Source organism: Brevundimonas lutea (assembly GCF_003704105.1).
In the GTDB taxonomy this organism is placed as follows: domain Bacteria; phylum Pseudomonadota; class Alphaproteobacteria; order Caulobacterales; family Caulobacteraceae; genus Brevundimonas; species Brevundimonas lutea.
This window is the reverse complement of sequence record NZ_QUOQ01000004.1, coordinates 99440-123190: the sequence shown is the minus strand read 5'-3', so window position 1 is coordinate 123190 and position 23751 is coordinate 99440. Positions and strand designations below refer to the sequence as shown.

The window sequence follows — 23751 nt, the reverse complement described above, 5'->3', positions numbered from 1 at the left end:
TGACCGGCGCCGCTTGCGCCGCCTAAGCCCGCCTGATGTCCTCCTCCCCCCTGTCCGGCCTCGAAGAACGCGCGCGGGCGGCCCGATCCTGGCCGTTCGAACAGGCGCGCAACCTGCTGACCCACCTTGCGAAGTCGCGGGTCCCCGATCCGCGCGAGGCGCACGAGGCGATCGCCCTGCTGAACGCGGGCGACATCGACGGCGCCTGGAACAGGTTTCCGGCCCTGAACCGGCCGGTGGTGTTCGAGACCGGCTATGGGCCGTCGGGCCTGCCGCACATGGGCACCTTCGGCGAGGTGGCGCGCACGACCATGGTCAGGAATGCCTTCCGCGCCCTGACCGGCGATCGCTGGGCGACGCGGCTGATCACCGTCTCGGACGACATGGATGGTCTCAGGAAGGTGCCGGACGGCGTGCCCAATCCCGAGATGCTGGCCGAGGATCTGGGCAAGCCCCTGACCGTGGTGCGCGACCCGTTCGGCACGCATGACAGCTTTGGGGCGCACAACAACGCCCGCCTACGCGCCTTCCTCGACAGCTTCGGCTTCGACTACGAGTTCCTGAGCGCGACCGAGGCCTATCGCTCTGGCCGGTTCGACGCGACGCTGCTGACCCTGCTGGAGCGGTTCGACCAGATCCAGGACATCATGCTGCCGACCCTGGGGCCGGACCGTCGCGCCACCTATTCGCCCTTCCTGCCGATCAGTCCGTCAACCGGCCGGGTGCTGCAGGTCCCGACCCTGGAGCGCAATGTGTCGAAGGGCACGATCGTGTTCGAGGACGAGGACGGAACGAGGGTCGAAACCCCCGTCACCGGCGGCCGCGTCAAGCTGCAGTGGAAGCCCGACTGGGCCATGCGCTGGACGGCGCTGGGCGTGGATTACGAGATGAGCGGCAAGGACCTGATCGATTCCGTGAAGGTGTCCTCGCGGGTCTGCCGGGCGTTGGGCGGGACGCCGCCGGAAGGCTTCAATTTCGAGATGTTCCTGGACGAAGCCGGGCAGAAGATCTCCAAGTCAAAGGGCAACGGCCTGACCATGGAGGAGTGGCTGCGCTACGGCGCGCCGGAGAGCCTCAGCTGGTACATGTTCCAGTCGCCCAAGTCGGCCAAGAAGCTGCATTTCGACGTCATTCCCCGCGCGACGGACGACTACCTCCAGTTCCTGGCGGCCTATCCGACCCAGGAACCGGACAAGCAGATCGACAACGCCGTGTGGCACATCCACGGCGGGGCGCCGCCGGAGACGACCTCGCCCGCCACCTTCGGCCTGCTGCTGAACCTGGTGGGCGTGGCCAATGCAGCGGACAAGGCGGCGCTGTGGGCCTATTTCGGCAAGTATCTGCCGGGCGCGACGGCCGAGACCGAGCCGCTGCTGGATCGGCTGATGGGCTATGCCCTGAATTATTACGAAGACTTCGTCCGGCCGACCAAGGTGTTCCGCACGCCGACCGACAAGGAGAAGGTGGCTCTGCTGGATCTGGCCGAGCGGCTGCGCGCCCTGCCGGCCGATACCACGGACGGCGAGCTGATCCAGACCGAGGTCTATGCCGTCGGCAAGGCGCATGAGTTCGAGCCGCTCAGGGCCTGGTTCGGCGCGCTGTACGAAGTCCTGCTGGGTCAGAGCCAGGGGCCGCGCTTCGGCTCCTTCGCCGCCATCTACGGCCTGGAGCCGACGATCCGCCTGATCGAGGACGGGGCGGCGGGACGGCTGGTCGGAACCTAGGTCAGCATCGCCTTCGCTCGCCGGAAGATGTCCTCGAACATCTCCGCCGTCAGCCGTCCCGTGTTCGTGTTGAGGCGAGAGCAGTGATAGCTGTTAATCAGGCGATAGGGCCCGGCCTGGCCCTCGACGCTGTGGCCTGGCGGGATGGCCGTGCCGGGCAGGCCCAAGGTCTTCAACACATTGCGGCGTGAGACGTCGCCCAGGGTGACGATGACCTGTAGGCGGGGCAGGGCGGCCAGGCGATCGACCAAGAAAGGTCGGCAGGTCGCCTCCTCGGCCGGAGTCGGCTTGTTGCCGGGCGGCGCGCAGCGCACGGCGTTGGTGATCATGCAGTCCACCAGCTCCAGCCCGTCGTCCGGCCGGGCGTCGTAATCTCCGCGCGCGAAGCCGGTTTTCTTCAGCGTGTCGTACAGCAGCCAGCCGGCGTGATCGCCGGTGAAGGGCCGGCCGGTGCGGTTGGCGCCCATGCGACCGGGGGCGAGGCCCGCGACAAGCAGCCGCGCGTTCGGATCGCCGAAGCTGGGGGCAGGGTCGTTCCACCAATCGGGATGGGCGGCGCGGTTCTCCATCCGATAGGCCACCAGCCGGGGGCACAGCGGACAGCCGCGTGGGGCCTCGGGCGTCAGCATCAGGCGGTCACAGCCCCGGAGGCCGCCCGAGGCCGCCCGAACTCGGCCAGCAGATCGTTCAGGTCCACGAACTCGTCCGCCGCCCGGCGCAGGTCGTCGGCGATCATGGGCGGCTGTGTCTTCAGGCTGGAGATCACCGTCACCCGCACCCCCTTGGCCTGGACCGCCTGGACCAGCCGCCGGAAGTCTCCGTCGCCCGAAAACAGCACCACCTGATCGACGTGCGCCGCCAGCTCCAGCATGTCGACGGCGATCTCGACATCCATATTGCCCTTGATCCGGCTATGGCCCTGGAGGTCGGTGAACCGCTTGGCTGCCTTGGTCACCAGGGTGAAGCCATTGTAGTCGAGCCAGTCGACCAGGGGCTTGATCGGCGAGAACTCTTCGCCCTCGACGATGGCCGTGTAATAATAGGCCCGAACCAGGACGGCCCGCTCGCGGAACCAGTCAATCATCTTCTTGAAGTCGAGATCCGCGCTCAGTCCTTTGGCCGTCGAATAGAGATTGGCCCCGTCGATGAACAGGGCCGTGCGGCCGGCCGGATTGAGGATCATGGATGAAATCTCCGAGACAATAGGAACCGCGGCCTCCGCCAGAATGGGCGACGCCGATCCGATGGGCGATCAGTCGGTCATCGTCGCCCTCGGCTGCAATGACAAGGGCGCCTGGCCCGATTGCCGGACCGCGTTGGAGGCGGCGGTGGCCCGCTTTCCTGACGAAGGGATCACCGTCATCGCACGCTCCGGATGGTGGGCGTCGAAGGCATGGCCGGACCCGGAAGACCCGCCGTTCTTGAACGGTGTCGCCGTGGTCTCGACCGAACTCGATCCTCACGCCTTGCTGTCGGCTCTGTCCCGGATCGAGGAGGCCTTTTGCCGCCAGCGTGGCGCGCTGAACGCCCCGCGCACGCTCGACCTCGATTTGATCGCATACGGCCGCGAGACCGGCGACTGCGATGGCTTGATCCTGCCGCATCCTCGCGCAGAGGACCGGGCCTTCGTCATGCGGCCGTTGACGGAGATCGCGCCAGCCTGGCGTCATCCCGTCTCGGGCGAGACGGCGAGGAGCCTTGGGGAGCGTGCCACGGTCGGCGCCGACGCTAGCCTGATCTTCCCGGCCGGGCGTTAACCGCGTCTGTCAACCCTGTCTTGAGTGGGATGCGCTAGAGAGGTCGGATGGCGTCCCGGCCTTTCCATCCCTCGGCCCTGATGATCGCGCTTTGCGGCGCGGTCCTCGCCGGCTGTGGCGGATCGGGCGAGGGCGTTTCCTTCGAAGCCGTGGCTGAACAGGTCGCGGCGATCCCGGTCGAGGGCGCCGCCCGCGCCGTCGGTACCCAGCGGCCTCGTACCGTGACCGAGGCGGGCCTGCGCCCGGCGCTTAATGTCGAGGTGCTGGACGTCCACGACTTCTGGGACGCCCGCGACGGTATTGCCGTGGCGGCCCCAATCTTGCGCCAGGTCACTGAGGCCGTCCCCGCCGACACCGCCCGCGCCGTGACCGCCGAGGCCGTCAACGGCCTGCGCGGTGCCCAGGCGGTCAACGACGCGACCGACAGCGCGCCCGTCACCACCCGGTTGATCCAGCTTGGCGCCTATTCCAGCGAGACCGCCGCCCGGGCCGCCTGGAGCGCCGCCGCCGCCCGCGCCGGCGGGGCGCTTGACGGCCTCCATCCCCGTCTGGAGACCGTTCAGGTCGGCGGTCGCACCCTGACCCGGCTGCGCGTCGCCGCGCCCGAGACCGATGCACCTGCGCTGTGCCGCGCCGCGCAAGTCACCGATCCCTTCTGCTCGTCCACAGGCGCCGCCTGACGTCGCGTTGACGATCCCGACCGCCGGCCCGACGTTGTCGGACAGGAGCGCCCCGAACGATTCGGGGCCGGAACATGGATCTGGGCATGGCCGGACCACACATCATCGTTGTCGGCAACGAAAAGGGCGGGGCGGGCAAGTCCACCCTGGCGATCCATATTGCCGTTGGCCTGTTGCACGCGGGCAAGTCGGTCGGGATCATTGACCTGGACCTGCGCCAGCGGACGCTCGCCACCTTCTTCGCCAACCGCGAGCGCTGGCTGGAAGCGAACCGCGCCGAGGCGCCGATGGCCAAGGTGGCCGAGATGGGCGACGGTAAGATCATGGCTCGCGCCGACGCCGACACCCAGATGGCGGCCTTTCAGGCGGCGCTCGCGTCTCTGGCCGATTGCGACGCCATCCTGATCGACACCCCCGGGGGCGACACCACGCTCAGCCGCGCGGCCCACGACCGCGCCGCCCAGATCGTCACCCCCATGAACGACAGCTTCGTGGACTTCGACCTGCTGGGCCACGTCGATCCCGTGACGCTGGAGCTGCTGAAGCCCTCCATCTATTCCGAGACCGTTTGGGAGGCGCGCAAGAACCGCGCCCTGGCCGAGGGCCGGGCCGGAGCGACCATCGACTGGATCGTCCTGACCAACCGCCTGGCCGTGGCGGAGGCCCGCAATCGCCGGCGCGTCGACGAGAAGATGACCAAACTCGCCAAGCGGGTCGGCTTCCGCGTCGGGCCCGGCCTGCGCGACCGGGTCATCTATCGCGAGCTCTTCCCCTTCGGGCTGACGGTCGCGGACATCTCCGCCGAGATCCGGCCCGTATCGGTCTCCATCGCTCACGTCGCCGCCCGTCAGGAGATGCGCAGCCTGATGCAGGCTCTGGGTCTGGAAGGCGCCGACCGTCTGGACGAGGCGGCGTGAGGACGACGCGGGAGCGTCGATGACCCTCCTCTATTTCGGCGTCGGCGCGGTCATCCTGTGGATGTTGGTCCGCCTAGGCCGACAGACTGAGCGCGCCGGTCGCGGCCATTGGCGCATCGCCTCGACCATGATGGCGGCGGCGCTGTTCGTCGGCGCCGTCATCGCGGCGGCGCGCGGGGTCTGGATCGGCGCCGGAGCCATGGCGGCTGCCGGGCTATGGCTGACCGTCGCGTCGCGCGTCAGGTCGACGAGGAGCCGCCCCATCGACCCCTCCCGAATGACCGACGCCGAGGCTCGCCGCCTGCTGGGCGTCTCAGCCGCAGCCAACCGCGGCGAAATCCAAGCCGCCTGGCGTCGGCTGATGGCCCGCGCTCATCCCGATCAAGGCGGCACACAAGGGCTCGCCGAACAGCTGAACCAGGCGCGGGACAGGCTGTTGAAGGGGTGAGGCGACGCGCCTCACGTCGAGTGTGACTGGACGCCGCTTAAAATCGCGCCATCATTCCCTATCTAGACGCCTGACTCTCCCGCAGACCGGATCGCGAATGCCCACCAAGAGGCCCAGCGAAGTCGGTGGTTCCGGAACCACCGTCATCGCAGAGACAAAGCCGAAGCTTCAGAAGCCCTCGCTGTATCGAGTGCTGATCCTGAACGACGACTACACGCCCATGGAGTTTGTGATCTATGTCCTCGAGCGCTTCTTCCAGAAGTCGCGCGAGGACGCGACGCGGATCATGCTGCACGTGCACCAGCACGGTGTCGGGGTGTGCGGCGTCTTCACCTACGAGGTGGCCGAAACCAAGGTCGCCCAGGTTATCGAGACTGCCCGCCGCCACCAGCACCCGCTTCAGTGCACGATGGAAAAGGATTGACCGCCGTGCCTTCTTTCTCACGCCACCTTGAAGAAACCCTGCACCGGGCCGTTCACTACGCGAACGAGCGCCGGCACGAATACGCCACGCTGGAGCACCTGCTGCTCGCCCTGGTCGATGACCCGGACGCGGCCGGGGTGATGACGGCCTGCAATGTCGACCTGACGGCGCTGAAGACGGCGCTGACCCTGTATGTCGACACCGATCTGGCGGCTCTGGCCACTTCGGACGGCGACGACGCCAAGCCGACCGCCGGCTTCCAGCGGGTGATCCAGCGCGCCGTGATCCACGTTCAGAGCTCGGGCCGCGACGACGTCTCGGGCGCCAATGTCCTGGTGGCCATCTTCTCCGAGCGCGAAAGCCACGCCGCCTATTTCCTGCAGGAGCAGGACATGACCCGCTACGACGCGGTCAACTACATCGCGCACGGCATCGCCAAGAAGGCGGGCGGCGCGGAGACGCGACCGGCGCGCGGGACCAGCCCGGAGGAGGCGGAGGAGGCCGCAACCGTCAAACAGGGCGGAGAGGCGCTGGAAGCTTATTGCGTCGACCTCAACGAGAAGTCGCGCGAGGGCAAGGTCGACCCGCTCATCGGCCGTCAGGCCGAGGTCGAACGCTCGATCCAGATCCTGTGCCGCCGCACCAAGAACAATCCGCTGCTGGTCGGCGACCCCGGCGTCGGCAAGACTGCCATCGCGGAAGGCCTGGCGCGTAAGATCGTCAATGGCGAGGTACCGGACGTCCTCAAGGACTCAACCATCTTCTCGCTAGACATGGGAGCCCTGCTGGCCGGGACCCGCTACCGCGGCGACTTCGAGGAGCGGCTGAAACAGGTGGTCAAGGAGCTGGAGCAGCACCCCGACGCCATCCTGTTCATTGACGAGATCCATACCGTGATTGGCGCCGGCGCCACTTCGGGCGGGGCCATGGATGCATCCAACCTGCTGAAGCCGGCCCTGGCGTCGGGCAGCCTGCGCTGTATGGGCTCGACCACCTACAAGGAGTATCGCCAGCATTTCGAGAAGGACCGCGCCCTGGTCCGCCGCTTCCAGAAGATCGACGTCAACGAGCCGACGGTCGAGGACACGGTCAAGATCCTGAAGGGTCTCAAGAGCTACTATGAGACCTTCCACAAGCTGCGTTACACCGACGCCGCCATTCGCTCGGCCGTGGAGCTGTCGGCGCGCTACATGTCCGACCGCAAGCTGCCGGACAAGGCGATCGACGTGATCGACGAGGCTGGGGCCTCGCAGATGCTGCTGCCCGAAAGCCGGCGGCGCAAGGTGATCAACCAGAAGGAGATCGAGGGCGTCATCGCCAAGATGGCGCGGATTCCGGCCAAGTCGGTGTCCAAGTCCGATACCGAGTCGCTGAAGAACCTGCAGGACGACCTGCAACGCGCCGTCTTCGGTCAGGACCAGGCTATCGAGCAACTGGCCACGGCCATGAAACTGGCGCGCGCCGGTCTGCGCGATCCGAACAAGCCGATCGGCAGCTTCCTGTTCTCCGGCCCCACCGGCGTCGGCAAGACAGAGGCGGCCAAGCAACTCGCGTCCACCCTGGGCATCGAGATGCAGCGGTTCGACATGTCGGAGTATATGGAGCGCCACACGGTCAGCCGGCTGATCGGTGCGCCTCCAGGTTATGTCGGTCACGACCAGGGCGGCCTGCTGACCGACGCCGTCGACCAGCATCCGCATTCCGTCGTGCTGCTGGACGAGATCGAGAAGGCTCACCCGGACGTCTACAACATCCTGCTGCAGGTCATGGACCACGGCCTCTTGACCGACGCGGTCGGCAAGAAGGTTGATTTCCGGAACGTCGTTCTGATCATGACCACCAACGCCGGGGCGGCCGACAATGCGCGTGCGGCCATCGGCTTTGGCCGCGGCAAGGTCGAGGGTGAGGACGAAAAGGCCATCCAGCGCCTGTTCACGCCCGAGTTCAGGAACCGCCTGGACGCCATCGTGGCCTTCAAGCCGCTGGACCAGGACACCATCCGTCAGGTGGTGACCAAGTTCGCCCTGCAGCTGGAAACCCAGTTGTCGGACCGAAACATCACTATCGAACTGTCCGACGAAGCCACCGACTGGCTGGCCAAGAACGGCTTCGACGAACTGTACGGTGCGCGGCCTCTGGCGCGTGTCATCCAGGACTCGATCAAGAAGCCCTTGGCCGACGACATCCTGTTCGGCCGGCTGGTGCGCGGCGGCCATGTGAAGGTGGTGCTGACCGACGGCAAGATCGCCTTCGACATCACCCCCGCGGGCGAGGCCGAACAGAAGGCCAAGGCCAAGTCGGACGAAGTGGCCGAGGAGAGCGCCGACTAGCCGGGCGTTCTTCTATCGAACAACAAAAAAGGCCGCCCGGAGAACCGGGCGGCCTTTCTCTTCTGCGGGGTTGCTCCGCCTAGCGGCGGCGACCCAGCAGGCCGCTGAGCAGGATCGCCGCGCCAGCCACAATGCCGGTGGTCAGCAGCGGCTTGTTGCGGGCGAAGTCCAGCCCTTGGCGGGCCTTGTCCTGATAGCGGGCCGGAACGCGGTGCAGGTTACGATCCAGGCCGTCCACGACGCGGCCATAGGCGTCCAGCGCCTGGCCCTTGATCTCGTTGATCTTGCCTTCGACCTGCAGCTTGCTGTCGCCGGTCAGCTTGCCGGCGGCGCCTTGAACACGGCCGTTGAAGCCGGTCGCCGCGCCTTCGATGCGGTTGGTGTCCATGTTTCGTCTCTCAGAATGGAATGACGGGCCGGGGGAGGGCCCGCAGGCTTAGCCCCTGAACGCGCGGGTGGTTCCCGACTGCGACGGCATGTCGGGTGGCGCGTCAGCCTGCCCGCGCCAGCCGCAGGAATCCTGCCACATCCACCGTCTCGGCTCGGGCGTCCGGATCGACCCCCGCCGCCTCACACAGAACCGCGCCCCCCAGGGGCTTGAGGCTGGATCGCAGCATCTTGCGGCGCTGACCGAAGGCGGCGGCCGTCATCTGCTCCAGCCGCTTCAGCGTCGCGGTGTCCGGCCGGTCCACACGGGGGACCAGATGGACGACGGCCGAGGCCACCTTGGGCGGCGGCGTAAAGGCTCTCGCGGGCAGATCCATCACCACTCGCGCCTCGCATACGGCCTGGGTGATGACCGACAGGCGGCCATAGGCGTCCGACCCGACCGGAGCGGCCACCCGCTCGGCGACCTCCTTCTGAAACATCAGGGTCAGGGCGTGAGGCGTCCACGGACCGGTCAGCCACTTGATCAGCAAGGGCGTGCCGACGTTGTAGGGCAGGTTGGACACCAGATGCGCGGGCCCCTCGACCAGCTCGGCCTCCCGCACCTTGAGGGCGTCGCCCTCGACGATCGTCAGCCGCCCCGAACCGTCGTCCAACTCCGACAGCAGGGGCACAAAGCGCGCGTCCTTCTCGACCAGCACGACCGCGCCGGCATCCGATTCCAGCAGGGCCCGCGTCAGGCCTCCGGGACCGGGGCCGACCTCAATCACCGCGCGCCCCTCGAACGGCCCCGCCAGCCGCACGATCTTGCGGGTGACGTTCAGGTCCAGCAGGAAGTGCTGTCCGAACGACTTCTTGGCCAGCAGGCCATGGGCGTCCAGGGTTTCTCGGAGGCTGGGAAGATCAGCCATGAGCCGCTTCCCGCCGTTCCGCCATCTTTGACGCCAGCCGGATGGCGGCGATCAGGCTGTCCGGGCGGGCGATCCCCTTGCCGGCGATGTCGAAGCCCGTGCCATGGTCCGGCGAGGTACGGATGATGGGCAGGCCCAGGGTGGCGTTGACCCCTCCCCAGAAATCCAGCGTCTTCACCGGGATCAGGGCCTGGTCATGATACAGGCAGATAGCGGCGTCATAGCCGCGCCTCGCCTCGTCATGAAACATCGTGTCGGCAGGCCTCGGGTCAGAAATGTCGATGCCCATGCCCCGCAGTCGCTCCACCGCCGGCGCCAGCACCCTCACTTCTTCTAGCCCGATGGACCCACTCTCGCCCGCGTGCGGGTTCAACCCGGCCAGCGCCAGTCGCGGCCGATCGATCCCAAAGTCGCGCGCCAGAGCCTCGTGGACAACCTGTGCGGTGCGCACGACGCGCTCTTCGGTCACCAGTTCCGGCACTTCGGCCAGCGGTGAATGGATGGTCACCAGACAGGCGCGCAGGTCGCGCGCGGTCAGCATCATCACCGGTCCCCGCGTCTCCGGCCACGGCACATCGGCGGTGAGGTCCGCGATAAATTCCGTGTGTCCCGGAAACGGAAAGCCGGCGGCGTAGAGCGGCGCCTTGGCGATGGGCGCGGTCACGACGCCGGCAACCTCACCGTTCAGGGCCAGATTGACCGCGAACTCGATCCAGTCGGCCACGGCGGCGGCGTTGGCTGGATCGGGACGGCAGACCTCGACCGGCGCGCGCAACGGGCGGTGGATGAGCGGGATCGCCTGATCGAAGGCGCGCACGCTATCAGCCGGGTCATCGATCACGGCCAGTGGCCGACCCTGGCGCTCCATCAGACCTGCGTCGCCGATCACAACGAACGGCGCGTCCTGGTGGCGCAAAGCCGCCCAGGCGAGGGCGACGATCTCCGGACCGATGCCCGCAGGCTCGCCGAGCGTCAGGGCGAGCGGGCGAATCACGTTAGCCCTTGACGTCGATGGTCGCCTCTTCGCGCACATCGCGGATGTAGCGGCGGGCCAGCATGCTGATATGCTGGTTCTCAAGCCTGGCCTGAACATCATCAAAGCTGGGCGCGTCGGCCCCGCCGACCCGACGATTGCACACCGAGACCAGATGAACGCCGAGAGGTGTGCGGATCGGGCTGGACACCGAGCCGATCTCTCCGGTCCGCGCGAACTGCTGAAACTGCGGCGCCAGGTCCGCGACATCGGCCTCGCCCAGATCTGCGGCGGTGACGCCTTCGGTGGCGCGCCCGCGCTCCAGGATATTGTCGCACGTCAGACCGGCGCGAAGGGCTTCCAGACTCGAGGTCGCGGCCGCCACTTCCGCATCCGACGCCGTTTGCGGCGCCGGGATCATGATCTGTCGCAAAGTCGCCAGCTGGGCGGACGAACCGTCCCGCCGGTCGCGCATATAGACCAGCCAAACCCCACCGGTCGCGGGGATGGGCCTCGACACCTGGCCCGGCTGCATATTCTGCAGCGCGGGCTGGATCGCCGGGGGCGCCTCCTCCAGCAGTAGCCAGCCGGCGTCGCCGCCGCTGGACGCCGTGGGCAGAGAGGAGAACTGCTGGGCGACCGCCTGGAACGGCGCACCGCCGACGATCTGGTCGAACAGCTGCTGGGCGCCGCCCAGAGCCGCCTGCTGACCGCCGACGCGAGACGCGTCGATGAAGATTTCACCGATCAGATATTGAGGCTTGGCCTGGTTCTCGTTCAGCCGGGCTAAAGTCTGCTGGACCTGCCCGCGACTGACCGTGGCACGCTGGTTGAAGCGAGCGCCGACCAGACGTCGCCAGCTGCCCTCGACCCGCAACTGTTCGCGAACCGTTTCCGGTCGAATGCCGGCCTGTTGGAAATACGCCAGATAATTCTGCGGTGTGGTTCCCGCTTGCTGTGCGATGGAGGCGACTTGGGCTTCCACCTCCTCGTCGGTCAGCGCGGGCACTTGGTCGATGTAGCGCTGGACCTCCTGCCACTGCAGCCGCTGATCGATCAGCGCCTGTAGAGCTTGGCGCTGAATCAGCGGGATGGTTTCCTCGGTCGGCTGGGCCTGGCTTTCCGCGATCAGCGTAAGCATCCGCTGGCGCAAGTCGAAACTGGTGATCGGGTCGTCGTTGACGAGGGCGACGATCCCCTCGGCCAGCTGGAACTCGGGCTCGACCGGCTGGGCCACGCGTGGCGCCTGCTCGGCGGCGGGGTCGACCGGAGCCCCTGCCGGGGGTTGCTCGGCGGGCGTGGGCTGGGCGGTGATCTGGGACACGGCGGGCGAGGCGGCGATCAGGGCCGCCATGGCCACACCCACGGTCGCGATACTCAGTCTGATCAAAGGTCGTCTTCCCTAAGGCCGCGGCGGCGGCGTGAGCGACGAAGCCGGACCTCGCGCACGGGGTCGCGCCCGGCCATCACCGCATGTCGCTAGGCTGATAGCCTGAACCGCCAAAAGTGGCGAGGGTTAGGCGGACGAATATGCCGGTGCGCGGTCCATCGAGATCCAGACGCGTATTGTCCCGCCGATAGCCAATTTCGAACCTAAGGCATTCGTCTTCATAAAGAAGCCCGGCCTCGGCGCGCGTCAGGGTGTCGGTCTCCAGATCGCCGACGGCCCGTCCGACGACGCCCCAGTCGCGCCAGAGAAACTGCTGCCCCGCGACCTGCACGAATTCGTAATTGCGGTTCAGCGGCCCTGGCACAGGATTGGTGCGGTCCAGGATGTAGCTGAGGGAAGCCATGTTGCGGCGCGACCAGGTGGCGTCCACCGTGGCTTCCGCCCTGCGCATCGTACCGCTGTCGTCGATCTGGGCGTGGGCCCAGCCCCGAACCCGCTCGGTAGGGGAAAAGGTGGTCGACACGACCCAGTCCGACGCCGAATCGCGAAGCCCGGTGGGGTCGTACAGCTGGCGCGGCCGGTCCGGCACGACCGCCAGGAAGTCGTCCTCAGGCTCGTCTCGGAAGCTGCGGCCGAGAAAGACCGACAGGTTCCGCCCATTGTCCCAGCGCAGTGTGGCGCGCGTTCCCAGCGTCAGCCTGAGACCACCCTCCATCAGATCCTGGCCGGCGAAGCGATCGACCCGGAACAGGGTCGACTCCTCCAGCTCGATGGCCTGTGCGTCCTCGTTGGGGATGCGTGGATCGTTGTCCGAACGGGTCGAGGCCAGCAGCTGGGCCATCGGCTCGATCACCAGATCGGCGTCGTCGAAACGACGCAGGAGCGGGTAGCTGACGTCCAGCCCGGCCGAGACGCGGCCGCGCGTGACCGTGGCGTCGCCCTCTCCGCCCAGGGTCACGGGCAGGTCGGAGATCGAATAGGCGTCGGCGCGGACATCGACGAACGGCTCGTAGCGCAGGCCGATGGGCGCGATCAGCACCCGGCGCCACTCCCCCTGGAGGGTCAGGCGACGGCTGTCGACGCCCGGCAGCCCCGGCTCACCGTTCAGCGCGCCCATCAGCTCCGTCCCGGGCCTCAGGATCGGCGCCCCGACATAGTCCTCGCGCGTCAGGGCCACGGAGCTGGCGCGCAGAGCCAGGCGGCCGCCCCAATACTCGCGTTCCGGCGACCAGCGGGCGTCGATCAGGGGCGCCACGATCGGCAGGGTGCCGTCGTCCTCGAACACCCCGCCCGAGAAGCCCGGTGGATTAAGCCTCAGGCTTTGGATGGCCAGGGCGGCGATCGAGACATAGCTGCGTTCGGTCTGACGCTCCGCATAGACCTGCGAGATCAGCCGGCGCGAGTCGCCGAAATACAGCCCGTTGTCCTGGTAGGGGTCGACGATATCGTAGCGGTCGAACAGAGTCTTGTCCGAGGTGCGCTCGGCCGTGAAGCCCCAGCGCCAGGCGCCCTCCGGATCGAACCGGCCCTCGGCCAGCAGATAGCCGCGGTGGTCGGCCCTGCGGTCGCCGTCGGCGATGATGTCGCCGAACGCCTCCTCATAGGTGTAGCCCGCCCGCGCCGTTACGATGCCGTCGCCGAAGTGACGTCTCCAACCCAGGTTCAGGAAAGGGGCGACCTTGGAATTGAATTGGGGACTGATCGTCCAGTCCTCGGACGGCGACACCACGATCAGATAGGGCTGCTCGTAGGAAATGCCGCGCTGATCGTTGAAGTCGATGGTCGGCGTCAAAAAGCCCGAAGCGCGCTCCACGGACGGATCCGGGTGCCAGAAGACCGGCAGATAGAAGACAGGAACGCCCGCGACGCGGAACAGGGCGTTGCGATACAGGATCGCTCGCAGCTCCTGGTCCTGCAACACCTGCTCGGCCTGCACCGAAATGGTCGGCTGTTTGAAATTCCCCTCGTCGTCGCAGATCGGGCAGGGGGTGAAAAGGGCGTAGTTCAGCTCGTTGACGGTTTCCGAGCGACGCACGGCGGTGGCGGCCATCAGCTTGTTGTGCCCACCCGGACGCGCCGCGAAATCAACGGCGACGCCCGCCACGAGATCGCTGTCCAACTCCAGCAGCGAGGCGTAAACCACCGTGCCGTCCGGATTGACCAGTTCGACCTCGCCCTCGCCCGAGGCGGCGCCCGTCTCCAGGTCATAGGCGATGCGTCGTCCGCGCAGCATTCGCCCCTGGAATCGGGCCAGCACGCGCTCGCGCAGGCCCTCGGCGACCAGGGTTTGATCGTCCTCGCCGGCGCGGGTCACGCTGTCTGCGTCCAGATAGACTCCGTCGTCCCCAAGACCGTCGTCGATCGGAGCGGCGTCCTCGGGGGCGGGCAGGGGCGGCGGCGCGGTCTGGATCACCTCGTCGGAGGCCCAGGCGGGAGACGCCACGATCGTCAGCGCGCACCCGGCCAGCAGCGCCGCGCGCGTGGCCAATCGCTGGCCCGATCCCGGGATGGCGCGCGCGCCTCTCAACATGCTCACTCCGCCAGCCATCGGCGCGACGATCCCCCGACGGCGGGGTTAGCCGTCTTCGGTATAGAAGAGCAAGGTGAAGGCGGACAGGCCCATCAGAATGGGCGGCAGCCAGGCGGCCACGATCGGCGGGATGACCTCGGCCGAGCCCATGGCGGCCGCGAACTGGTTGGCGAAGAAGAAGCCGAAGCCCAGCAACACCGCCGCGCCGATCATCTTGGCCATGTCGCCCAGCCGCATGAGGCGCAGCGAGAAGGCCGCCGCCAGGATCGACATGGCCGCCAGCATCAGCGGGGTAGCCAGTAGCTGCTGCAGCTTCAGCCGGTGGGCGGTCGCGGAAAAGCCCGCCTGCTCGATCCGGCCGATTTGGCCCGGCAGGGCCCAGAAGGGCGTCGAGTCCGGGTCGGCCAGGCGGTCGAAGGCTTCGTCGGGCGACAGGGTCGAGGGCAGGTCGAGGGTGGCGTAGGTCCGGCTCTGCTGCGCCGGGCCGCCGCCGACCGCCTCGGTCAGGCGCCAGCTGCCGGAGGCCAGGGTGGCCGTGGCCGCGTCGATGCGCTCGAAGAACTCCAGCGCACCGCCGGGCTGGACCACATAGACGAAGAAGCTGACGTCCTCGAGCCGCCCGGCGGCGCGGTTCTGCCGCGCGGCGCGGATCACGACCTGGCGGTCGTCGGTTCCCTCGCGAAGCCAGACAGCCTCCGCCTCGGCGCGGGTGACATCTCCGGAGATGCGCGCCCGCTGGCGCTCGTAGAGACCGTCGGCGGAGGACGCCAGGGGACTGAATACGGTCGTGGTCAGGGCCCCGATCAGCAGCGCCGCCGCCGCCGCCGGAAACACGAAACGCCAGGCCGAGACGCCCGCCGCCCGCATGGCCACCAGTTCGCTGCGCCGGTTCAGCCCGACAAAGGCCGCCAGCGTCCCGAACAGGAAGACGAACGGCAACAGCTCTACGATCACCGCCGGGCTCTTCAGCAGGGTAAGCCCCAGGATGCGGATGGCCGGCAGGTCGGCGTCCGATCCGACCGACCGCGACACCTCCACGAAGTCGATCAGCAGCACCAGCGACCCGATGATCGCCAGGGCGCCGCCCAACGACGCCAGGGTCTGGCTCAGGACATAGCGTTCGATGCGAAGCAGCCGCCAGCTCATGCCGTCGCCCTCGCCCGCCGCATCCGGCCCAGCTTGGCCGCGATCCGCGCCCGCTTGGAGCGCCTGAGACGACCGCGCAGCACCGGCCGCATGGCCCAGAAGGCCACCCCCAGCGGGATCGCATACTGAAACACCGCCAGCAGTGGGTTCCAGGCGCTGGCCGCGACCACGCCATAGCCGGCGACCCGCGCGATCAGGAAGGCCGTGGCCGCGAAGGCGATGCGCCGGCCATAGCCCGTCCGCTTGAACGGTCCGCCCAGAATGGCGAACAGGGCCAGGGCCACGGCGGTCAGGGCGTAGAGCGGCGAGGACAGCCGCGCATGCGCTTCGGCCAGCAGTTCGTTGCGCGTCCCGGCCCGCTCCAGCTGTTCGGCCGAAGGGTTCAACAATTCCGGAAGCCACAGGTCCGAATCCTTGAACCGCACCGTCTCGTCGGTTTCGGCGAAGGGCGTCAGGTCGAACGGATATTCCTGGAACGCAAAGTGGTTGAGCACGCCTCGGCTGGAATACTGCTGCATCGAGCCGTTCTGCAGGATCAGATAAGGCCGGTCATCGATCCGCGTAAACCGCGCGCGCCCGGCGTTCCAGGTCGCCACCTCGTCGCCGTCGCGCAGATAGACGAACAGGTTGTTGATCAGGCCGTTCTGCTCGATCTGCTGGGCATAGACGGTGATGCCGCCCGGGCCCTGAACGAACCGCCCCTCCTCGACGAGCAGGGCGGCCAGGTCGGTGCGGATTTCGAAGGCGGTGCGCCGCGCCTCGCGCTGGGCGCCGGGCTGGACGAACAGATTGACGAACAGGGCCAGCACCGCGGTGATCACCGCCAGGCGCACCGCCGGAGAGATCAGCGACCAGCGCGTCATGCCGGCGGCCGAGGCGGCGGTCAGCTCGTTCTCACGCTGCAGCCGCGATAGGGCGATCAGCGACCCGACCAACAGGCCGATCGGCAGAATCAGGCTGATCAGTTGCGGCGTCGCCAGCAGGGTCAGCTTGGCCATGGTGAAGGCGGACTGGCCACGCTCGACGATGATCTCGAGCTGATCCAGGCTCTGAGACAAAATGCCGATGCCGATCAAGGCGGCGCACGCCGCCGTCACCGACAGCGCCATTTGGCGGAACAGATATCTCTGGATCAGGCGCATGCGGGTCCATCGGCGCCGGTTGCGGCCCGACGGTTCAAGAGGCATGTAGTCCATCTCGACGGCGCTCCAAAGGCGCCCTGTCCAAAGCCCGAGCCTCAAGGAGGACCGGACCCAAGAAGTCCGGCCACGCATAGCTTCCATGAACATCGAATTCGTCGCCCAGCCGGGCGAGGCGCAGATCCTCGCCGTCCCCGTTCACGAGGGCGATCTTTCCGGCGTCGCCGCGGCCCTTGACCAGGCCGCCGAAGGCGCGGTCAAGCGCGCCATGGCTGCCAGCCGTTTCACCGGCAAGGGCAAGAGCCATCTGGCCATGGGGGCCCCGGGCGGCGTGAAAGCCGCGTCGGTCGTGCTGGTGGGCGCAGGTGAAAGCGGAAAGCTGGATGACCTCGGCGCCGAGGCGATCGGCGCCGTCGCCTATCAGGCTGTCAAGCTGTCGGGGCAGAAGACCATCACCCTGGACCTGACCGACCTGTCGCCGGATCAGGCCGCGCGGGCCGGCTTCGGCGCGCGGCTGGGGGCCTATCACTTCGACAAATACCTGACCAAGCGGAAGCCGGAGAAGGTCCCGTCGATCGAGACGGTGCGGATCGTCACCGCCGACGTGGAAGCGGCCAAGGCGGCCTTCGCGCCGATGTCGGCGGTGGCCGACGCGGTGATCTTCGCCCGCGACCTGGTGTCCGAGCCGGCCAACGTCCTGTATCCCGGCGAGTTCGCCAACCGGGTCAAGGCGCTGGAATCGCTGGGTCTCGAGGTTGAGATCCTGGGCGAGGCCGAACTCGAGAAACTGGGCATGCGCACCCTCCTGGCCGTAGGTATGGGCTCGGAGCGCGAAAGCCACGTCGCCATCATGAAGTGGAACGGCGGAGCCGAGGGCGACCAGCCGATCGCCTTCGTCGGCAAGGGCGTCTGTTTCGACACCGGCGGCATCTCCATCAAGCCCGCCGAGGGCATGGAGGACATGAAGTGGGACATGGGCGGCGCCGCCGCCGTGGCCGGAACCCTGATGGCGCTGGCCGGTCGCAAGGCCAAGGTCAACGCCATCGGCGTGCTGGGTCTGGTCGAGAACATGCCCGACGGCCGCGCCCAGCGCCCGGGCGACGTTGTGGTGTCGATGTCGGGCCAGACGGTTGAGGTGATCAACACCGACGCCGAGGGTCGCCTCGTCCTGGCCGACGCGCTCTGGTACACTCAGGAGCGGTTCAAGCCGAAATTCATGATCGACCTGGCCACGCTGACGGGCGCCATGATCGTCTCGCTGGGCCTGGAGTACGCCGGGATTTTCTCCAATTCCGATGAGGTCTCCGACGCCATTCTGGCGGCCGCGCCCAAGGTTGGCGAGAACTTCTGGCGCATGCCGCTGCCGGACATCTACGAGCGGCACATCGAAAGCCCGATCGCCGACATCAAGAACATGGGTAACGGCCGCGCCGGCGGCTCGATCACCGCGGCCCTATTCCTGAAGCGCTTCGTCAACGACACCCCGTGGGCGCACCTGGACATCGCCCCCACCGCCTGGGCCTCCAAGGCGCATGGCCCGACCGTGCCCGAAGGCGGCGTCGGTTTCGCGGTCCGCACCCTGGATCGCATGGTGGCGGACACGTACGAAAGCTAAGCCCTCATGAGCGACGCGGCGGCCGGCGGGACGGAGATCTGGTTCTACCATCTCGAGCGGTCGTCGCTGTCGGAAGTCCTTCCCGAGTTGCTGGACAAGACCCTGCAGCGCGGCTGGCGGGGGCTGGTGCGCGCCGCTGACGACGGCCTCCTGCGTGAGATGAGTGACCGGCTGTGGACCGCACGGCCGGACAGCTTCCTGGCCCACGGTCGGGACGGGGAGGGGGAGGAGGCGCGCCAACCGATCCTGCTGACCACGAACGCGGAGAACCGGAACGGCGCTCAGGCGCTGTTCATCCTGGACCAGGCCGAATTGGGCGCCACGGAGGACTTTGCGCGATGCTTCATTCTGTTCGACGGTCGGGACGACGCGGCGCTGACGGCGGCGCGCGAGCGATGGCGCGTCCTCAAACAGGCGGGCGCCAATCTGGCCTACTGGAAACAGTCACCAGAGGGACGCTGGGAAAAAGCGGGCTGATCGCGGGCCTGGCCCTGCTCGCCGCCTGTTCCTCGACGCCCGAAGCCGATCCGCCTCAGGCGGCCGCCGCGCCGACCAGCGCGCCCGAGGCCGTCGAGATCGCCGAGGTCACCCAGCCCGTTGGCACCCGCATGCCCTCGGCCCAGCAGGATGTCTGCAAAGCCGGCGAGCTTCAGTGGCTGGTTGGCCGCTCGCGCACCGAAATCCCCGTGCCTGTCGAGGTGGTGAACCGCCGCGTGGTCTGCACCGAATGCCCGATCACCGAGGACTTTTCGCCCTACCGGCTGAACATCTTCTACGACGCCGACACCGGCTTGGTGGAACAGGTTCGCTGTGGCTGAGCGTTTAGGAGCCGGGCTTAACCCAGGAGAGACCCGATGATCCGTCTGTTCGCCGCCGCGGGCGCCGCCGCCCTGATGCTGTCGGCCTGCGCCTCGACCGAGGACGATGCCGCCGCCCCGCCCGCCATGGGCGACGATGGCCCCGCCCAGTGCAAGGCCGACCAGCACCAGGACTGGATTGGCCGCAACCGCTCCGAACTGCCGCCCGCGCCGGCCGGCGAGACGTGGCGCGTCACCTGCACCGAATGCCCGGTGACCATGGACTACAACCCCAACCGCCTGAACGTGTTTTACGATCAGGATACGGGCGTGATCGAGCAAGTCCGCTGCGGCTGATCCTCATGGCGGCAGGCGGCGCCTTGATCGGCGCCGCCTGTTCCGGCGAGGCGCCGGACGGGCCGATTGCTGTTGCGGACGCCACGAAGATCGCCGGTGCTGAAACGGCGGCTCCCGGACCGGCGCCCGGCGTCACCATCGTGGCCGATCCGGCGCCGCCCTTCGCCTATTGGGCGCCCGAGGGCTCGGTGATCCGCAATCACCCGTCGTCACCCGGCATCTGGATCGCCGAGGGTGAGGGCGAGGCCGTCTATTACTTCGGGGACGCCTGCGGAGCCTCCCGCTACCAGATCGACACCGTGGGCACCGACCGGGCGACGATCGAGAACCTGGCGCCCGAGGTGGAGGTTCGTGACTCTGTCCAGGGTGATGTGCTGATCCAGAACCTCGTGCCCACACGGATGAATATCGAGCGCGATGGCCCGGGCGGTCGCATCCTGTCGATCAGCTGCGGCTGAGGCTTCGGGGATAGCCCCCAGGTGTCGAACGGGCCTAGGCTGCCGCCGGAATCACGGAGAGGCGGCCGATGCTGGTCCTGCTGGGTATCGCGGTGGTGGTGGTCGGGTTTCTGGCCCGGATCAATCCGCTGGTGGTCATTCTGACCGCCGCCATCGTGACCGGTCTAACCGGCGGCCTGGGCGCGGTCGAGACCATCTCGGCCTTCGGCGGCGCCTTCAACGACAATCGCTACATTTCCATCGTCTGGCTGGTGCTGCCGGTCATCGGCCTGCTGGAGCGGGCCGGGCTGCAGGAGCAGGCCCGCCGGCTGATCTCCAGCGTGCGCGGCGCCACCACCGGCCGTCTGCTGCTGGCCTATTTCTTCGCGCGCCAGGTCACCGCCGCGCTGGGCCAGACCAAGCTGGGCGGCCACCCCCAGATGGTGCGGCCGCTGATCGCCCCCATGGCCGAGGCGGCGGCAGAGACGCGCCACGGTCCCATCCCCGACGCCACCCGCTTTCGCATCCGCAGCCACGCCGCAGCCGCCGACAACATCGGGCTGTTCTTCGGCGAGGACATCTTCATCGCCATCGCCTCGATCCTGCTGATCAAGGGCTTCCTCGAACAGAACGGCATCATCGTGCAGCCCTTGGAGCTGTCGGTCTGGGCCATTCCGACCGCGATCGTGGCGCTGCTGGTCCATGGGACCCGGCTGGTCCTGTTCGACCGCCGCATCGCCCGCGAGGTTGCGGCGGGGGAGGGCGACGCCAGCGCCCGGTCCACGACCTCGTCGGGGGCCGGCGAATGATCACTCTGGATTTCGTCTATCTGCTGGCTGGTCTGGTGTTCGCCGCCTGGGCGGTGCTGAGCGCCATGGACGCCGCCAATCCCCGGCGCTGGATCAACGCGGGTTTCTGGGGGCTGCTGGCCTTTTCCTTCACTTTCGGCGACCGGCTGACCGACTTCGCCAACGGTCTGCTGGTCATCGCCCTGGTGATCCTCGGTGGCATCGGCCTGGGTCAGGGCCAACCGAAGACGACCACCCCGACCGAGCGCGCCGCCTCGGCCGAGAGGCTCGGCGCCAAGCTGTTCATCCCGGCCCTGATCATTCCGGTCACCGCTCTCCTGGGCACCCTGGTATTGGCCAAGATCGAGATCGGAGGCACGCCTCTGTTCGATCCCGACGATCCGACCTTGATCGCGCTCGGGTTGGGCGTGCTGCTGGCCGTCGGCGTCGGCATGGCGTTGATCCGGCCGCCGCTGATGGCGCCGGTGCAAGAGGGGCGGCGCTTGATGGACGCCGTCGGCTGGGCCGCCATCCTGCCGCAGATGCTGGCGGCGCTCGGCGCCGTCTTCGCCCTGGCCGGAGTGGGCGAGGTGGTCGGCGGCCTGGTGGCCGACACCATCCCGATGAACGGGCCGCTGATCGGGGTGGTGACCTATTGCCTCGGCATGGCGCTGTTCACCATCATCATGGGCAACGCCTTCGCCGCCTTTCCGGTGATGACGGCCGCCATCGCCCTGCCGTTCCTGATCGGTCAGTTCGAGGGCGATGTCGCCATCGTCTGCGCCATCGGCATGCTGGCCGGGTTCTGCGGCACGCTGATGACCCCCATGGCGGCCAACTTCAACGTGGTCCCGGCCAATCTGCTGGAGCTGCCCGACCGCAACCGCATGCTCAACGGCGTCATCCGGGCCCAGATTCCCACCGCCCTGATCATGCTCGTGGCCAATATGGCGCTGATGTATTTCCTGGCCTTCTAGATGACCGAAATGACGCCCGAGATCGCCGACCGCTTCGCCCGCGCCGCCCTCGGTCACGTGGCCCGCGAGTTTCCGCACAAGCTGGACCACGTGATTGCCGGCCCCGAGGACGTGCGGGGGCCCCGCGACCTGCACCCCATCTTCTTCGGAAGTTTCGACTGGCACAGCTGCGTGCACGGCTGGTGGACCCTCTTCAGCCTGGTCAGGCTGTATCCGCAGGCGCCCTTCGCCGCCGATATTCGCGCCCTGGCCGACGCCACCTTCACGCCGGCAAACGGCGAGGCGGAAGCGGCCTATGCGCGCCGCCCCACCAGCCGGGGCTTCGAGCGCCCTTACGGCTGGGGCTGGCTTTTGAAGCTGGCGGCGGAACTGGAGCGCCACGGCGACGAAGCGGCTGCATGGCGAGCATCGCTCGCGCCGCTGGTGGACGCCATCCACGAGCGGTTCGCCGCCTATCTGCCGCTGGCGACCTATCCGGTCAGGGTGGGAACCCACTACAACACCGCCTTCGCCTTCACCCTGGCGCTGGACTGGGCGGCCACGGCCCGGCCCGAATTCGCGGATGAGCTGAAGAGCAAGCTCCGCGACTGGCATGCGGACGACCGCGACTGCCCCGCCTGGGAGCCGTCTCAGGACGAGTTTCTGTCGCCGGCCTTGATGGAAGCGCTTGCCATGAGCCGGGTGCTGCCGAGGGCGGAGTTTGCGGCCTGGTTCGACGCCTTCCTGCCCCGCGCGGGAGAGGGTGTTCCCGCCACCGTGTTCCGGCCCGCCAGCGTCAGTGACCGCTCGGACGGCAAGATCGCCCATCTGGACGGACTGAATCTCAGTCGGGCCTGGTGCTGGCGCGGGATTGCGGCGGCCTTGCCTGCGGATCACCCGGCGGAATCAGCGGCCAAGGAGACCGCGAGCCGGCATCTGGAGGCGGCCTTGCCGCATGTCACCGGTGACTATATGGGCGAACATTGGCTGGCCAGCTTCGCCTTGCTGGCCCTTCAAGCCCCGGGTCAGGCCTGACGCCTCAGCGCCATTCGGCCAGGGCGGTCTCCGACGCCGGGTCTCGGAAGGCCAAACGGTCGAACGTCACCGCCACTAGGCAGCGTGGCCGCACGTCCGGGCTGGCCGCCGAGCAGCTGACCGCTCGGCCATTCGGGAAGCGGGCGATGCGACCCTCAAGAACCAGCCTGTAGCCCTGATTGGGAACCGCGAGCGGCGCGTCGCTCTCTGATCGGATGGTGTGAACGTGCGGCCGGCCCACGGTGCGGCCGGTGCGGGTCGACTGGTCGGTGTACAGTTGCACCAGGCCCAGGGTCTGCGGCGAGGGGGGCGGGGCCAGCGGCGCCACCGCGATGCTCGACGGGGCTGGTTCGTCGGTGGTCTCCCCGGCCTCCTCGGTCTCCGGCCGCTCCAAAGCCTCGCCTCCGCCGGGGGCTGCGGGCGGTCGCTCCAGTCGCAGGGCCGGGCAGGCCTCACGCGTCTGCCAGGGACGGGGGATCCAGAAGCCTGCGGTCGACTCCAATGTTTCGTCGTTCTCGGTCTGCGTCACCGCCGCCAGTTCGGGGGTGTCCGACCAGTCGGCCGCGTTGGCGGTCAGCCTCAGGCTGCGATTGTTGTCGGCCCAACGCCAGCTCGCCAGGCCAGTGGCGGCGTCCTCGCTGGCGGTGCTGGTCGCGGCGCTGGGCGAACCCGGGCAGCCGAAGGGCACGACGACCTGAAATCGCCGGCCGGCCAGACCCGCTTCATCATAGGGTTCGCCGGCCGCGTAGGCGTCGGCCGCGTCCTCGGCGATCTCGATCAGTTCCGCTCGGGCCATCGGGGCGAGCGGTGACGGCGCAGGCACGGGAGACGACGCCGGCTCGCTCGTCGGGGCGGGCTCGGATCTATCCCGATCACACTGGGCGAGCAGGGGAGAGAGAGCGGCGGCGAAGGCGACGACGCGCCACGATGAGTTCATGGAACCGAAACAGCACAGGTCGCGCTTGCGTTCCAGTGCTCCGATGTCCCATGGGGCGCGGACGGGGGGAGAG

General features: G+C 68.0%; 26 protein-coding genes. 15 read left to right on the top strand and 11 right to left on the bottom strand.

All coding sequences use genetic code 11. The annotated features are described in order from the left end of the window. Positions 1-35 precede the first annotated feature (35 nt). Positions 36-1724 (top strand): lysine--tRNA ligase, encoded by a 1689-nt coding sequence (locus EES48_RS07895; RefSeq protein ID WP_122465858.1) that lies wholly within the window; start codon positions 36-38, stop codon positions 1722-1724. Here the strand turns inward: EES48_RS07895 and EES48_RS07890 are convergent. Together EES48_RS07890 and EES48_RS07885 are read right to left on the bottom strand one after the other, a co-directional pair. Beyond that, positions 1721-2353 carry a uracil-DNA glycosylase gene (locus EES48_RS07890; protein ID WP_122465857.1) on the bottom strand — a complete coding sequence of 211 codons (633 nt, stop codon included), beginning with the start codon at positions 2351-2353 and terminating at the stop codon, positions 1721-1723. The genes EES48_RS07895 and EES48_RS07890 overlap by 4 nt on opposite strands. Beyond that, positions 2353-2907: a LabA-like NYN domain-containing protein gene (locus tag EES48_RS07885; RefSeq protein ID WP_122465856.1), complete on the bottom strand. Its 555-nt coding sequence runs from the start codon at positions 2905-2907 to the stop codon at positions 2353-2355. The genes EES48_RS07890 and EES48_RS07885 overlap by 1 nt, the downstream gene beginning before the upstream one ends. A gap of 43 nt (positions 2908-2950) precedes the next feature. Between EES48_RS07885 and folK the strand changes: the two genes are divergently transcribed. From folK to EES48_RS07865, 4 genes are all read left to right on the top strand, one after another. After that, positions 2951-3481 (top strand): 2-amino-4-hydroxy-6-hydroxymethyldihydropteridine diphosphokinase, encoded by a 531-nt coding sequence (gene folK, locus EES48_RS07880; protein WP_240623273.1) that lies wholly within the window; start codon positions 2951-2953, stop codon positions 3479-3481. 47 nt (positions 3482-3528) lie between these two features. Next, positions 3529-4161: an SPOR domain-containing protein gene (locus EES48_RS07875; protein ID WP_122465854.1), complete on the top strand. Its 633-nt coding sequence runs from the start codon at positions 3529-3531 to the stop codon at positions 4159-4161. Between the two features lie 86 nt (positions 4162-4247). Then, positions 4248-5078, top strand: a complete 831-nt coding sequence (locus EES48_RS07870) for a division plane positioning ATPase MipZ (RefSeq protein WP_122466203.1) — start codon at positions 4248-4250, stop codon at positions 5076-5078. 19 nt (positions 5079-5097) lie between these two features. Continuing rightward, entirely contained in the window at positions 5098-5526 is a 429-nt protein-coding gene (locus EES48_RS07865; protein WP_122465853.1) for a J domain-containing protein, read from the top strand. A 51-nt stretch (positions 5527-5577) separates the two neighbouring features. Here EES48_RS07865 and EES48_RS15310 read toward each other — a convergent pair whose 3' ends face one another. Further along, positions 5578-5643, bottom strand: coding sequence for a hypothetical protein (locus EES48_RS15310; protein ID WP_374275492.1), 66 nt, complete (start codon positions 5641-5643; stop codon positions 5578-5580). Between EES48_RS15310 and clpS the strand changes: the two genes are divergently transcribed. Both clpS and clpA read left to right on the top strand, forming a co-directional pair. Then, complete coding sequence (gene clpS / locus EES48_RS07855; RefSeq protein WP_122465852.1) at positions 5624-5950, top strand: ATP-dependent Clp protease adapter ClpS; 327 nt, start codon at positions 5624-5626, stop codon at positions 5948-5950. The genes EES48_RS15310 and clpS overlap by 20 nt on opposite strands. Positions 5951-5955: 5 nt before the next feature. Then, a complete protein-coding gene (gene clpA, locus EES48_RS07850) occupies positions 5956-8280 on the top strand; it encodes an ATP-dependent Clp protease ATP-binding subunit ClpA (RefSeq protein WP_122466201.1) in 2325 nt (774 codons plus the stop codon). A gap of 79 nt (positions 8281-8359) precedes the next feature. On the opposite strand, the gene EES48_RS07845 is transcribed toward clpA, so the two are convergent. The 7 genes from EES48_RS07845 to EES48_RS07815 all read right to left on the bottom strand — a co-directional run bounded on the left by EES48_RS07845 (position 8360) and on the right by EES48_RS07815 (position 16759). After that, positions 8360-8668: a CsbD family protein gene (locus EES48_RS07845; protein WP_122465851.1), complete on the bottom strand. Its 309-nt coding sequence runs from the start codon at positions 8666-8668 to the stop codon at positions 8360-8362. Positions 8669-8771: 103 nt separating this feature from the next. Next, entirely contained in the window at positions 8772-9578 is an 807-nt protein-coding gene (gene rsmA, locus EES48_RS07840; protein WP_122465850.1) for a 16S rRNA (adenine(1518)-N(6)/adenine(1519)-N(6))-dimethyltransferase RsmA, read from the bottom strand. After that, positions 9571-10611: a 4-hydroxythreonine-4-phosphate dehydrogenase PdxA gene (gene pdxA / locus EES48_RS07835; RefSeq protein WP_122465849.1), complete on the bottom strand. Its 1041-nt coding sequence runs from the start codon at positions 10609-10611 to the stop codon at positions 9571-9573. The genes rsmA and pdxA overlap by 8 nt, the downstream gene beginning before the upstream one ends. Next, entirely contained in the window at positions 10574-11941 is a 1368-nt protein-coding gene (locus EES48_RS07830) for a peptidylprolyl isomerase (RefSeq protein ID WP_240623271.1), read from the bottom strand. The genes pdxA and EES48_RS07830 overlap by 38 nt, the downstream gene beginning before the upstream one ends. 76 nt (positions 11942-12017) lie before the next feature. Next, positions 12018-14471 (bottom strand): LPS-assembly protein LptD, encoded by a 2454-nt coding sequence (locus tag EES48_RS07825; protein ID WP_122465848.1) that lies wholly within the window; start codon positions 14469-14471, stop codon positions 12018-12020. Between the two features lie 45 nt (positions 14472-14516). Continuing rightward, the gene (lptG, locus tag EES48_RS07820) at positions 14517-15617 is read right to left on the bottom strand and encodes an LPS export ABC transporter permease LptG (RefSeq protein WP_122465847.1); all 1101 of its coding nucleotides are present in this window, start codon (positions 15615-15617) and stop codon (positions 14517-14519) included. Next, complete coding sequence (locus tag EES48_RS07815) at positions 15614-16759, bottom strand: LptF/LptG family permease (RefSeq protein WP_122466199.1); 1146 nt, start codon at positions 16757-16759, stop codon at positions 15614-15616. Before EES48_RS07815 ends, lptG begins: the two co-directional genes overlap by 4 nt. 139 nt (positions 16760-16898) lie before the next feature. Here EES48_RS07815 and EES48_RS07810 point away from each other — a divergent pair, with 139 nt between their 5' ends. From EES48_RS07810 to EES48_RS07775, 8 genes are all read left to right on the top strand, one after another. Beyond that, positions 16899-18371 carry a leucyl aminopeptidase gene (locus tag EES48_RS07810; RefSeq protein WP_122465846.1) on the top strand — a complete coding sequence of 491 codons (1473 nt, stop codon included), beginning with the start codon at positions 16899-16901 and terminating at the stop codon, positions 18369-18371. 6 nt (positions 18372-18377) lie between these two features. After that, a complete protein-coding gene (locus tag EES48_RS07805) occupies positions 18378-18848 on the top strand; it encodes a DNA polymerase III subunit chi (RefSeq protein WP_122465845.1) in 471 nt (156 codons plus the stop codon). Next, the gene (locus EES48_RS15135) at positions 18767-19189 is read left to right on the top strand and encodes a hypothetical protein (RefSeq protein WP_240623270.1); all 423 of its coding nucleotides are present in this window, start codon (positions 18767-18769) and stop codon (positions 19187-19189) included. The genes EES48_RS07805 and EES48_RS15135 overlap by 82 nt, the downstream gene beginning before the upstream one ends. 36 nt (positions 19190-19225) lie before the next feature. Then, positions 19226-19525, top strand: a complete 300-nt coding sequence (locus EES48_RS07795) for an I78 family peptidase inhibitor (protein WP_122465843.1) — start codon at positions 19226-19228, stop codon at positions 19523-19525. Between the two features lie 5 nt (positions 19526-19530). Then, positions 19531-19983, top strand: a complete 453-nt coding sequence (locus EES48_RS07790) for a hypothetical protein (protein WP_122465842.1) — start codon at positions 19531-19533, stop codon at positions 19981-19983. 68 nt (positions 19984-20051) lie between these two features. Further along, positions 20052-20771: a DUF969 domain-containing protein gene (locus EES48_RS07785; RefSeq protein WP_122465841.1), complete on the top strand. Its 720-nt coding sequence runs from the start codon at positions 20052-20054 to the stop codon at positions 20769-20771. Then, positions 20768-21727, top strand: coding sequence for a DUF979 domain-containing protein (locus EES48_RS07780; protein WP_122465840.1), 960 nt, complete (start codon positions 20768-20770; stop codon positions 21725-21727). Before EES48_RS07785 ends, EES48_RS07780 begins: the two co-directional genes overlap by 4 nt. Before the next feature lie 9 nt (positions 21728-21736). Further along, the gene (locus tag EES48_RS07775; protein ID WP_205679402.1) at positions 21737-22741 is read left to right on the top strand and encodes a DUF2891 domain-containing protein; all 1005 of its coding nucleotides are present in this window, start codon (positions 21737-21739) and stop codon (positions 22739-22741) included. Positions 22742-22745: 4 nt separating this feature from the next. On the opposite strand, the gene EES48_RS07770 is transcribed toward EES48_RS07775, so the two are convergent. Further along, positions 22746-23537: a hypothetical protein gene (locus tag EES48_RS07770; RefSeq protein ID WP_122465838.1), complete on the bottom strand. Its 792-nt coding sequence runs from the start codon at positions 23535-23537 to the stop codon at positions 22746-22748. Positions 23538-23751: the final 214 nt, after the last annotated feature.